The following is a 12,841-nucleotide window of genomic DNA, read 5'->3' as shown; positions in this document are numbered from 1 at the left end:
GACCGGCCGCCGAGATCGGATCTGGAGACAAAGTTATGGGTATCTTCGATGCAATGAACACCTCGGTGGGTGGCCTGCAGGCGCAGTCCTACGCGCTGCAGAACATTTCCGGCAACATCGCGAACTCATCCACCACCGCGTACAAGGGCATCGGCACCAGCTTCGTCGATCTCATTCCCGACTCGTCGGTCCCGAGCAAGCAGGTCGCGGGCGGTGTGACCGCCAACGCCAAGGCCACCATCACCACGCAGGGCACAATCTCGGGCTCCAGCGTCGCCACCAACATGGCGATCACCGGTGATGGCTTCTTCTCGATCCAGAAGGCCACGGGCGTCGTCGACAACGCGCCGGTGTTCAGCGGCGTCACTTATTACACGCGGCGTGGCGACTTCCAGCTCAATGCCAACGGCAATCTGGTCAACGGCGCCGGCTACTATTTGATGGGTGTCACGGTCGACCCGAAGACCGGCAACCCGCAAGGCAACGTCGCGACAGTCCTGAAATTCCAGAACAACTTCATCCCGGCGCAGGCGACCACCTCGATCCAGTACGCGGCGAACCTGCCGACCCAGCCGAACACCGTGGCGAGCACGACGGCGGCGACCAAGACGCTGCTGGCGGCCGGCGGACTGAACCCGTCGGACTTCGCGGCCAACCCGCTGCCGGTCGGCACGCCGCCTCCACCATATGCAAACGCCACAACGTCCGGCGCTGCCGCAACCGGCAACATCCGCTCGCCGTACTCGTCGACCACTACGACCGGCACAACGGCGCTCCAGAACAACTCTGCAGCGGTGGCATCGACCACAACTTCGCTCGACAACGCCCTGGGTACGCATCTCGCCTCCACCACCCTCACCGCGCTCAGCGGCCAGGTGCTGACCATCAACGGCAACACCATCACGTTCAACGGCGGCACCACCGTCGTGACGGCCGGCAGCAACACCACGATCGGTCTCGGCGCGGGCACGACGGCCACGGTGGCCAGCATCATCTCCGCCATCCAGTTGGCCGGCGGCGCCGGCGTTACCGCATCGCTCAATCCCAGCGGCAACATCGTGATCTCCAGCGGCACCAGCACCGACGTACCGGTTGGTAGCGGCCAGGCGGCCACGGCGCTCGGCATCAGCAGCGTAACGCGCGGCGGCAACGTGCTGTCCTCCCCAGCGATCTCGGGCGCCACGGTGCTGAGCGGCGCGGCGGCGGCCGGCGGCGCCGAGGTGATCACATCGGGCTTCTCCGCCGGCGACGTCATCACGGTCAATGGTCAGCCGCTGACCTTCATGGCCGCCGGCGCCTCAGGCCCGAACCAAATCAACGTCACCGACAACATCACGATGCTGCTCGGCAAGATCGACGCGCTCTCCGGTGCAACGGGGTCGTCGGTCAGCAGTGGCGGCGTGATCACGCTGAACACCGGCACATCCTCCAACCTGTCGGTGGCGAGCTCCAACAGCGCGGCCTTCGCCGCGCTCGGCTTCACCTCGACCATCACCAAGAATCGTGACGGTGGTGGCGTTGCCGGTACCGGCGGCGTGATCGGCAATGACATCGCCACCTTCACCAAGGAATCGATCAGCGGTGGCGCGGTGACCGCCTACAACGCGGCCGGCACGCCGGTGAACCTGCAATTGCGCTGGGCCAAGACCGACAGCGCCTCGCTGGGCGCGGGCCATGCCGATAGCTGGAACATGTTCTACCAGACCGACCCGAATGCGACCGGCACGACGGTCGGCTGGGTCAATACCGGCCAGGCCTTCACCTTTGCCGCCGACGGCTCGCTGACCTCGCCGAGCGGCTCGGGTATCACCATCAACAACGTCAGCGTCAGCGGCCAATCGCTGGGCTCGGTCTCTTTCAACATCTCCTCGGGCGGACTGACGCAATATGCCAGCACCAGCGGCGCGGTCACCATCAACACCATCACCCAGAACGGCTATGCCGCCGGTCAGCTTCGCTCGGTCGCCGTCAACAACAACGGCCTCGTGGTTGGGACCTTCTCGAACGGCCAGAACCTCGATCTCGCACAGGTCTCGTTGTCGCACTTCAACGGCACCAACTACCTGAAGGCGCAGGACGGCGGCGCTTACTCAGCGACCGAACAGTCGGGCGCCGCGATCGATGGCGCTTCCGGTTCGATCAGCGGCTCGTCGCTGGAAGGCTCGAACACCGACATCGCCGACGAATTCACCAAGCTGATCGTGACCCAGCAGGCCTATTCGGCCAACACCAAGGTGATCACGACGGCGAATACGATGGTGCAGGACCTCTTGAACGTGTTGCGCTGATTGGGGCGTGACGTAACCAAAGGCGGCAAGTCAACATGGGTTTGAGTTCAGCCCTCGCCAGTGCGATGAGCGGTCTGCGTGCCAATCAGGCTGCGCTCTCGATCGTTTCCTCGAACGTCGCCAACTCGCAGACGCCGGGTTACGTCGTCCAGACGCCGAACCAGATCGAGGTCACCACCGGCGACTTCGGCTCGACGGTGACGACGACCGGCGTCAGCCGCGAGCTCGACACCTATGTGCAGAAGCAGCTGCGCACCGAGACCGGCGGCGGCGGCTACGCCGACCAGATGGCCAACATTCTGAAGCAGCTTCAGAATGTCTATGGCACGCCCGGCAACAGCGGTACGCTCGAAACCGCGCTGAACAGTTTCACCACGGCGCTGCAGGCGTTGTCGACCAACGCGGGCTCGTCGTCGGCGCAAACGGTTGCGCTCGGCGCCGCGCAGACGCTGGCGCAGCAGCTCAACCTCACCACCAAGGGCATCCAGTCGCTGCGCTCCAACGTCGAGCAGGATCTCAGCACCTCGGCGCTAGCTGCCAACGCGGCGATGCAGCAGGTCGCCGACATCAACGGAAGGCTGCAGGGCCTGTCGGAACACGACCCCTCGGCTGCGACACTGATGGACCAGCGCGACCAGGCCATCAACACGCTGTCGAAATATGTCGACGTCCACGTCACCACCGACGGGTCCAATCAGGCCAACATCTACACCACCACCGGTATCCAGCTGGTCGGCGCCGGGCTGGCCTCGCAATTCACCTTCGCGTCCGCCGGTGCGCTGTCGGCGACTTCGCTCTACAACATCGATCCGGCCAAATCCGGCGTCGGCGCGTTCAACATCAAGCTCCCGAACGGATCCTCGGTCGACGTCATCGCCAACAACGTGGTGTCTTCGGGCCAGATCGCGGCCGATCTGAAGCTGCGCGACCAGACGCTGGTGCAGGCGCAGAACCAGATCGACCAGTTCGCCGCAACGATGTCGAGCGCGTTGTCGGACAAGACCACGGCCGGCAGCACGGTCACCGGCCCGCCGGCCGGCTTCGATCTCGACCTTGCCGGGGCAGCGCCGGGCAACAGCGTCAACTTCAGCTACACCGACACGACCACCAACACGAAGCGACAGGTCACGCTGGTCAACGTGACCGATCCGGCGGCGCTGCCGCTGCAGAACCCCACCAACGCCAATCCGATGCAGATCGGGGTGAACTTCTCCGGCGGCATGAGCGCGATCGCCTCGGCGCTCAACACCGCACTTTCCGGCTCGCATCTGTCGTTCGCCGCCGCCCCGTCGCCGGCGACGGCCACCACATTGCGGGTGACCGACGACAACAGCGGCCTCGCCAAGGTCAATTCGGCCTCGATCACCAAGACGATCTCGTCGCTGACCTCGGGCAATCCGCAACTGCCGCTGTTCACCGATGGCGGGCAGGCGCTCTACACCGGCGCGATCACGGCATCGGGTTTGCAGATGACCGGCCTTGCCGGGCGCATCGCCGTGAACACGCAGCTCACCACCGACCCGACCCGGCTGTCGATCTACAACACCTCGCCGGTGACCCCCACCGGCGACACCACGCGCTCGGACTATCTCTATTCGCAGCTCACCTCGGCGGTGTTCTCCTATTCGCCGCAATCCGGTCTGGGCTCGGCGAGCCAGCCCTTCACCGGCAGCGTCTCGAACTACCTCCAGCAGTTCCTGAGCGTTCAGGGCAATGCCGCGACCCAGGCGACCCAGCTTCAGCAGGGCCAGAGCGTCGTGGTCTCGACGCTGCAGGCCAAGTTCAACTCGACCTCCAGCGTCAACCTGGACTCGGAGATGTCGAACCTGATCCAGCTCCAGAATGCCTATGCCGCCAACGCTCATGTCATGTCGGTGGTGCAGAGCATGATGAATACGCTGCTCCAGGCTCAAGTGTAACAAGTAACAGGGCTCTGAAACATGTCGATCAGCAGCATCAACTACTCCTCGTCGGTTCTCGGCTCGCAGATCCGCAACATCAACCAGCAGCTCACCGATTTGTCGACGCAGCTCTCGACCGGCAAGCTGTCGCAGAACTATTCCGGGATGGGCACCAACGAGGGCTTTGCGATCGCCGGGCGCGCGCAGCTCTCCAACATCGCCGCCTATACCGACACGATGACCAACGTCAACGTCAGCATCAATCTCGCCAATACCGCCCTGCAGGCGCTGACTACGATCCGCAACACGGTGCAGACGGGCTCGGCCAACACCGCGCAGGATCTCAACGTCAACGGCCAGACGGTGGCGCAGAACACCGCAGCCGCGCAATTCGGCTCGATGGTCGGCGTTCTCAACACGCAATCCGGCAATCGCTATCTGTTCTCCGGAACCGCCTTCAACACGCCGTCCGTCGCGAATGCCGGCGACATCATCAACGGCACCACGACGCAGGCGGGCTTCAAGACCGTCATGGCGGAGCGCCAGGCCGCCGACCTCGGTGCCAACGGCATGGGCCGGCTGGTGCTGGCGACGCCACAGCCGACGCCGAGCTCGGTGATGGTATCGGAGGACGCGGCCGCGTCGCCATTCGGCCTGAAGATCGCCGCAGTCTCCTCGACGCTGACCGGCGCGACGGTCACCGGCCCGAGCGGCTCGCCGGTGTCGTTCTCGGTCGACCTCAACGGCGTCAATCCGAAAAATGGCGACAAGCTCAGCGTGCAGTTCACGCTGCCCGATGGCTCGACCGAGCAGATCGACCTGACGGCGTCCAGCGCGACACCGACGCCCGTCGGCAGCTTTGCGATCGATGCAAGCGTCCCGGTCAACCCGAACAACACGGCGACGAACCTCAACACCGCGCTGAATACCGCGATCAAGAAGCTCGCCGGCACCTCGCTGGTGGCGGCCTCCGCCGTCACCGCCGGCGACAATTTCTTCAACACGGCGGGATCCGCCACCGCGAATGTGGCGGCCACAGGCAATCTGCGCTCCTATACCTCGACGACCGGGACGGGCTCGGTCGCGTTGCAGGACAGCGCATTGGCGATTGCGTCTACGACCACGTCGCTCGATTCTTCGGCGACACCCCATCTCAACGGGACCATTCTCACCGCGCTCGCCAACTCTCCGACCGGTACCACCCTGACCATCACCGGCGCGAGCGGCGCCCACACGATCACCTTCGACCCTACCGTCACCACTGTCACGACGGCCAGCGGCAATACCACGATCGGATTGGCTTCGGGCAGCGCCGCGAAGGTGTCTGATATCTTGAATGCAATCGCGACGGCCGCCGGCATCCCCGCCGCCAACGTGACTCTGAGCGCCGGCGGCAATATCCAGATCGCGACCGGCACCGGCACGGACGTGGCGGTCACCGGCGGCGCGGCGGCCACGGCGCTCGGTCTCAGCAACGTGACGCGCGGCAGCGTGGCGTCGACGCCTCAGATCACCGGTTCAACTGTGCTGAGCGGCACTGCGACCACGGGCGGCCCGGAAGTCCTCTCAGCGGCGTTCCAGGCGCCCGATACGATCACGGTGAACGGTCAGACGCTGACTTTTGTCGCCTCGGGTGCCGCCGGCCCAAACCAGATCAACATTACCGACGACATCACAACTCTCCTTGGCAAGATCGATCAGATCACCGGCACCACGAAGCCGTCGACCATCCATGGCGGCGTGATCACGATCAACACGGACGATCCCGGGAGCCTCAACATCACGAGCTCGAACAGCACGGCGTTCGCGGCGCTCGGCTTCACGACCTCCCCGGTCACGGCGGCAAAGGCTCCGCTGCGCGTCGGCTCTTCGCCCCTCGGCTCAGCGACGACGCTGGTGAACGGCTCGGCCACCACCGTGCAATGGTACCTGGGCAATGACGGGCCCGGCTCGCCGCGCTCCACCGCGATGGCCCGGGTCGACGATTCCGTCACGGTGCAGTATGGCGCGCAGGCGAACGAGGACGCGATCCGCAAGGAGCTGCAGGCGGTCGCCGTGTTCGGGACGTTCTCGACCTCGCCGACCGGGCAGTATGCGGGCGGGCAGGTCGCCGCGCTGAGCCTGCGGGTGACGCAGGCCCTGACCAAGCAGCCCGGCCAGCAGCGCATCGAGGACATCCAGACCGACATCGCGATGGCCCAGAACACCATGAAGGACGCGGGTACGCGCCAGACCCAGGCCAAGGCGCAGCTCCAGACCATCATCGACCAGGCGGAATCGGCGCCGCCGGACCAGGTCGCGAGCGAGATCCTGTCGCTCCAGAACGCGCTCCAGGCGTCCTACCAGGTGACCTCGAACCTCGCGCAGCTCTCGCTCGTCAAGTTCCTGTAAGCGGGCGTTAAGGCGCCGTTAACCATGCCTCTTTACCTCTTGGTGAGGATTGCAGCGGGGCGGAGCTGACGATGTCGGAGAAGATGAAACTGGTGGTGGCCACGCCATGTTTCGGCGGGCAGGTGACGAGCATCTATGCGAGCTCGATCTTCGCGCTCCAGCGCGCCGTGCACGGCATGGCCAATCTCGAGCTCAAGGTGCTGCTGCGCGACGGCGATGCGCTGATCACGCGCGCGCGGGCCAATCTGGCCGCGATGTTCCTGGACGATCCCGAAGCGACGCATTTCCTGTTCATCGATGCCGACATCGGCTTCAAGCCGGAGCAGGTGTTCCGGCTGATCGAGTGCGGCGCGGACGTCGTCGCCGGCTGCTATCCGATCAAGCGGATCAACTGGGACAAGGCCGCGCGGGCGATCCAGTCCGGCCGCGCCGACGTGCCGGCCGCATCGCTCGACTACGTGCTCGAGATCGAGGACCCCGACCGCATCGTGGTGGTGAACGGATTCACCCGTGTGCGCTACGCCGGCACCGGCTTCCTGATGATCCGGCGCTCCGTGCTCGAGGCGATGTGCCGCCATCCGGACTACGCGGCCTTGCAATTCTTCCGCGAGCATTCGCACGATACGCTGGCGGCGAGCCAGAACCGGTTTGCCTTGTTCGAATGCATGATCGACCCGGCGACCGGCACCTATCTGTCCGAGGATTTCGCGTTCTGCAAGCGCTGGACCGACATCGGCGGCGAGATCTGGGCCGACATCGAAAGTTCGCTCGATCACGTCGGACCGTCGGTGTTCCACGGCGACATTACCTCGCAATTCGCACCGGCGCCCGCGGCGGCGGCCGATGCGGCGTGAGCCTTTCGGGATGAGCGCCGGCGCATCCCCTCTCTCAGCCAGCGAGCGCGCGTCCGACGGCGGCTCGCGCTATCGCCTGCGCGATCTCTTCACACCGCTGGATACGCTGCTCGCCTCCGGCGGAGATCCGCGGCTGGCGCTCGATCCGAACGACCGTGTCAACGCCTATGGCTGCGCGGCGTCGCCGGAGCCGGAGCTCTGGAATTTTGCTTCCGCGACCGCGTCGACGATCTCGCAGATGGCTTATGACCGTGCCGCGTTGGCGCGCGAAGAGCTGATGCACAAGTGCCTGTTCGACGAGGTCGAAATCGCCTTCGACGCCCGCTGCCAGGACATGCGCGAGGAGCTGCGCGGTCACCTTGCGCTCTCGTCGCGCATCGACGTCGTGTTCTCGCCGTCCGGCACGGACTCCCAGCTTCACGCCCTGTTCGTGGCGCGCGCTGTGCTCGGCGCGGCGCCGGTGACGATCGTGGTCGGCGCCGACCAGACCGGAAGCGGAACGCCGCATACTGCACGCGGCCACCATTTCAGCACGATGACCGCAGGCGGCATGGCCGTGCGCAAGGACGGCGCGGTGACGGGGCTCGCCGGCGACAGCATTGCTGTGCCGCTGATCGAGATGGCGGCCGGCATTGCGATGCGCACCGATGCCGATGCCGCGGTGCTGCGCGCGGTCGAGACCAGCCTCGCGCAAGGCCGCCGCGTTTTGTTGCAGATCATGGATTCGTCAAAACTCGGTTGGCGCGCCCCAAGCGAGGCCTGTCTCGATGAGATCGCGCGGCGCTGGCCGCGCAAGGTTCAAATCGTCGTTGATGCCTGTCAGGCGCGGCTCGGCCGCCGGCGGTTGCGCGCTTATCTCGACCGCGGTTACATGGTGCTGATCACCGGCTCGAAATTCTTCGGCGGACCCGCCTTCAGCGGTGCGCTGCTGTTGCCGAAAGGCCTGTCGCGGTCGATCGACCGGATGGGTGCGATCGCGCCCGGCATCTTCGACTATGCCGGCCGCTGCGACTGGCCGGTGGCGTGGACGACGCTGCGCTCGCGCTTCGAGCGCCGGCCGAATTTCGGTCAATGGCTGCGCTGGGAGGCCGCGCTGGCCGAGATCGGCAGCTACTATGCCGTGCCCGGGGCTTTCCGCGCCAGGATGCTGGCCGAGCTTGCAGCCGGCATCGACAGCATGATCGCGTTGTCGCCGTCGCTTCGCGCCGTTCCCACCGCGATCGAGAAGTCCGGCGCGGACGACGAGGAATTCGCGCAAGCCACGATCTTTCCGTTCACGCTGCTGCGCGGCGGCAAGCCGGTCTCGATCGCCGAGACCAGCGCCGTGCATCGGGCGCTGGCGCGCGACATGGCCGAGGAGATCAGCGGCAGCGCGGCGGACCGGCAAGTGGCCGCCCAGCGCTGTCTCGTGGGCCAGCCGGTCCGACTGGAGCGGCAGGACGGCGCGCCGCAGGCCGTGTTGCGCCTCTGCGTCGGCGCACGATTGGTGACCGAGGCGTGGTCGCCGGATACAATGCAGGCGCAACGCAATGTGCAGCAGGTTCTCGATCGCATCGCCCATGTGCTGGTGAAGATCGAGCTGCTGCTTGACCGTGGCGCAGTTGCGGCCGTGCCGGCAAAGTCCGTGTTCGAGGTGTGAGATGCAACATCCAGTTTCCTTGACGAGCGGTGTGACCGTGCCGAACCATGCCGACCGCATCGGCTTTGCGCAGTTGACGCGCCGCGCCTTCGAGGGCGGCGACCTGCATCCGTTGCGCGAGCGGCTGCTGGCGCGGATCGAGGAGGGGACGGCCGAAGCCGGCGAAGGCCTCGATCTCTCGCTGATTGCCCAGCTTCTCGGCGAGAAGGAGGCCGGGCTGGTGATCCAGACCGAGGTGCTCTCCTTCCACCAATTGTTTCGTACGCCTTGCGCTGCTGCAAAACCCCGGCTGCGCGTGCTCGCGCTCGCCGCCGATATCGACATGGGCGGCAACACGCCGATCGACTTCCTGCTTGAAGATTCCGATATCGAGCTGTTGACGCTCTACGTGGTCAAGGGCATCGGCCTGCCGGAGACTCTGCCCGAGCACGACGTCGCCATCGTGATCGCGTCCGATTCCGAGGAGTGCCGGGAGGCGCTCGCGCTGATCGAGAAGGCCGCGCCGCACTGGCCGAGGCCGCTGCTCAATCGCCCCGATCTCATCGGCAATCTCGATCGCGACAAGCTGTATCGTCTGCTGGCGGGCGTGCCCGGTCTCGACATTCCAGTGACCGCCCCCACGACGCGCGCGCAATTGTCGGAGCTTTCGCAAGGCAAGATCGTCTGCGAGGCGATCACGGGCGAACTGCGCTTTCCGATGATCGTGCGGCCGCGCGGCACGCATGCCGGCGTCGGACTTGCCAAGCTCGACGACGCGGTGGCGCTCGCGGCTTATCTTGCCGAGCGGCAAGAGCAGGACTTCTTCGTCGCGCGCTTCGTCGACTATGCGAGTTCCGACGGACTCTACCGCAAATATCGTCTCGCCATGGTCGACGGCAAACCCTATGCCTGTCACATGGCGATCGCCGATCGCTGGGACATCTGGTATCTCAACGCCTTCATGGCGTTCAGCGAGGAGAAGCGGGCCGAGGAAGCCGTCTTCATGCTCGACTTCGACCATGCGTTCGCGGCGCGCCACAAGATCGCGCTGGACGAAATGAGCAGGCGCGTCGGTCTCGATTACTTCATCGTCGATTGCGCCGAGAACCAGAACCGCGAGCTGCTGGTCTTCGAAGCGGACAACACCGCCGTCGTGCACAACATGGATCCGCCGGCCGTGTTTCCGTACAAGCCGCCGCAGATGCGCAAGATCTTCGCGGCATTCACGACGATGCTGTCGCGACACTCAAGAGCGGACGAGGAGAGTGCAGCATGAACGAGATCATCCGCAACCCGCAAAGTTCCGTCACGCACACCTCACTCGATCCGCAGGACTGGAGCGAGTTTCGCGCGCTAGCCCATCGCATGCTCGACGAGACGATCGACGGCATCGCCAACATTCGCGCGCATCCGGTGTGGCAGCCGATCCCCGACGGCGTCCGTGCGGCATTCAAGGCCGACGTGCCGCGCGAGGCGAGCGATCTCGCCGATGTCTATCGCGACTTCTCCGAACATGTCGCGCCCTATGCGACCGGGAACGTCCATCCCGGTTTCATGGGCTGGGTGCATGGCGGCGGCACCGCGGTCGGCATGGTCGCGGAAATGCTAGCGGCAGGCCTCAACGCCAATCTCGGCGGCCGCGACCATATGCCGATCGAGGTCGAGCGCCAGGTCGTCGACTGGATGCGCCGCCTGTTCGCCTTCCCGGAAAGCGCGAGCGGCATCTTCGTCACGGGCACGTCGATGGCGAATCTGATGGCGGTGCTGGTGGCACGTACGAGCGCGCTCGGCACGCTGGCGCGGCAATACGGCATCGGCAATGATGGTGCGCTTCTCACCGCCTATACGTCGCAGGCCGCGCATGGCTGCGTCTCGAGGGCGATGGACATCGCCGGGCTCGGCACCGACGCGCTGCGCAAGATCGGCGTCGATGCCGATCATCGCATGGACGTTGCCGCGCTACGTGCGCAGATCGCGATCGATCGCGAGGTCGGCTTCAAACCGTTCATGGTCGTCGCATCCGCCGGTACGGTCGATATCGGCGCGGTCGACGATCTCAAGGCGATCACGCAGCTGTGCCGCGAGGAGGGAATCTGGTTTCACGTCGATGGCGCCTTCGGTGCGCTCGCGATCCTGTCGCCCGAACTTGCGCCGCTGCTCGGCGGCATCGAGCTTGCGGATTCCATTGCGCTGGATTTCCACAAATGGGGACAAGTGCCTTATGACGCCGGCTTCCTGCTGGTGCGCGACGGCGAGCAGCATCGGCAGGCCTTTGCGCAGCCCGCGGCCTATCTGCGCCGCGAGGCGAGGGGACTTGCGGCCGGCGCGATCTGGCCCTGCGATCTCGGCCCCGATCTGTCGCGCGGCTTCCGTGCGCTGAAGACGTGGTTCACGCTGAAGACATTCGGCACAAATCGGCTCGGTGCGGTGATCGCGCGAAGCTGTGCGCTGGCGAAATATCTGGAGACGCGCGTTCTCGCCGAGCCGCGGCTGGAATTGCTGGCGTCGGTCAATCTCAACATCGTCTGCTTCCGTTACCGCGCTGCCGACGAGGTCAATCGCGAGATCGTCGCCGACATCCAGGAGTCGGGTATCGCGGCGCCCTCGAGCACGACGCTGGACGGCAGGTTTGCGATCCGCGCCGCGATCGTCAATCACCGTACCGACGAGTCCGACATCGACGCGCTGGTCGCGGCCGTGCTGGAATTCGGCGGACGCCGGAGCGGGGGAGTGATCGAGGTCGAGGCGCCGCCGCTCGCGGCACAGTAGCCTTGATGCTGGCCTGAAACGACAACGGCCCCGGAGGCGATCCGGGGCCGTTGTCGTTTCAGGCCGGTCGTTCGCGCGGCGTGGGCCCGCGAACGCGTGGGATCAGGCGGCGGTGCTGACGTCGTCCTTGTCCGCTTCGGCCTTGGGATGGGTGGCCTCGAACTGGCCGCGCAGCTTCTCCTCATAGGCGATCAGCTTGCGAGCATCCTTCAGGGCGCGATAGAGGTCGCCGTTGAGGATGTTGTTGTTGATGCCCTCGATGATCGGCCAGGAGCTCGGCACCGCGGTGACGATGTCGCGCACCAGGTTGAAATAAGTGCCGTGCTGGGTCTGCGGATCCGGCGAGATGTACATGAGCTGGACCGCCAGATAGACGAGCTTGGCAGGCGAGTCGGCGGTCTCCGGTGTGAGGATGTCGCGCTCGCGCAGGATCGGCACGTTGTCGCCGTCGATCAGAAGGCGGGCGCGCTGGTCGGTGTTGGTTATTACGCAGTTACCGACGATGATGCGTTCGTGCGGTCTGAGCTCGACCTTGAGGGCCATGCCTGTTCTCCATCAACGCTTTCGTAACCGAGCGTGTGTTGCGGCGGATCAGGGCGCAATACTCCATCAAGACTAGTTAACGAGTTGTAAATCCCGGCCGATGCCGCGGAAAAGCTCAATCATATCAAGGCCGAAGTCGCCCAGCTGCGTGGCGTCGCGAGTGTGCGAATGGGCCGAATCGCGCGCCGACTCAGCAAAAGTGCCGATTTCATTTCATGTTTCGTTAGAGGACTCCGCCCCACGGTCCGCCGGTCGCTGGGTCACTCGATCCATGCAGACGCGTAACAGTAAGCGTCGTTTACCAGAAAGGTAACACCCAATGTCCGGTATCGTTCTCTCCTCCTCGGTTCGTCAGAACCTCCTCTCCCTCCAGTCCACCGCTGATCTTCTCGCCACCACGCAGAACCGTCTGTCGACCGGCAAGAGCGTCAACTCGGCCCTGGACAATCCCACCAACTTCTTCACCGCGCAGTCGCT

General features: G+C 65.2%; 8 protein-coding genes and 1 pseudogene. 8 read left to right on the top strand and 1 reads right to left on the bottom strand.

Features of this window, described 5'->3' with window-relative positions:
- The first annotated feature begins 35 nt into the window (after window positions 1-35).
- The 7 genes from AC0L3U_RS33635 to AC0L3U_RS33605 all read left to right on the top strand — a co-directional run bounded on the left by AC0L3U_RS33635 (window position 36) and on the right by AC0L3U_RS33605 (window position 11,821).
- Window positions 36-2,288 (top strand): flagellar hook-basal body complex protein, encoded by a 2,253-nt coding sequence (locus AC0L3U_RS33635; RefSeq protein WP_456769132.1) that lies wholly within the window; start codon window positions 36-38, stop codon window positions 2,286-2,288.
- 35 nt (window positions 2,289-2,323) lie between these two features.
- Window positions 2,324-4,207, top strand: coding sequence for a flagellar hook-associated protein FlgK (gene flgK / locus AC0L3U_RS33630; protein WP_473364610.1), 1,884 nt, complete (start codon window positions 2,324-2,326; stop codon window positions 4,205-4,207).
- Window positions 4,208-4,228: 21 nt separating this feature from the next.
- Window positions 4,229-6,580 carry a flagellar hook associated protein gene (locus AC0L3U_RS33625; protein WP_473364609.1) on the top strand — a complete coding sequence of 784 codons (2,352 nt, stop codon included), beginning with the start codon at window positions 4,229-4,231 and terminating at the stop codon, window positions 6,578-6,580.
- Window positions 6,581-6,651: 71 nt separating this feature from the next.
- Window positions 6,652-7,434, top strand: coding sequence for a hypothetical protein (locus AC0L3U_RS33620; RefSeq protein ID WP_247392603.1), 783 nt, complete (start codon window positions 6,652-6,654; stop codon window positions 7,432-7,434).
- A complete protein-coding gene (locus tag AC0L3U_RS33615; protein WP_473364608.1) occupies window positions 7,424-9,073 on the top strand; it encodes a hypothetical protein in 1,650 nt (549 codons plus the stop codon). Before AC0L3U_RS33620 ends, AC0L3U_RS33615 begins: the two co-directional genes overlap by 11 nt.
- A 1-nt stretch (window position 9,074) precedes the next feature.
- A complete protein-coding gene (locus tag AC0L3U_RS33610) occupies window positions 9,075-10,328 on the top strand; it encodes an ATP-grasp domain-containing protein (RefSeq protein ID WP_473364607.1) in 1,254 nt (417 codons plus the stop codon).
- A complete protein-coding gene (locus AC0L3U_RS33605) occupies window positions 10,325-11,821 on the top strand; it encodes a pyridoxal phosphate-dependent decarboxylase family protein (RefSeq protein WP_473364606.1) in 1,497 nt (498 codons plus the stop codon). The genes AC0L3U_RS33610 and AC0L3U_RS33605 overlap by 4 nt, the downstream gene beginning before the upstream one ends.
- A gap of 102 nt (window positions 11,822-11,923) precedes the next feature.
- Here AC0L3U_RS33605 and flbT read toward each other — a convergent pair whose 3' ends face one another.
- A complete protein-coding gene (gene flbT, locus AC0L3U_RS33600) occupies window positions 11,924-12,364 on the bottom strand; it encodes a flagellar biosynthesis repressor FlbT (RefSeq protein WP_027566886.1) in 441 nt (146 codons plus the stop codon).
- 319 nt (window positions 12,365-12,683) lie between these two features.
- Between flbT and AC0L3U_RS33595 the strand changes: the two are divergent.
- Window positions 12,684-12,841: pseudogene (locus AC0L3U_RS33595) on the top strand (flagellin); the annotation flags it as partial.

The sequence above is a fragment of the Bradyrhizobium sp. Kon69 genome (genome assembly GCF_055807515.1).
Note: the sequence above shows the minus strand (reverse complement) of the source record. Positions and strands in the feature narration are given on the sequence as shown.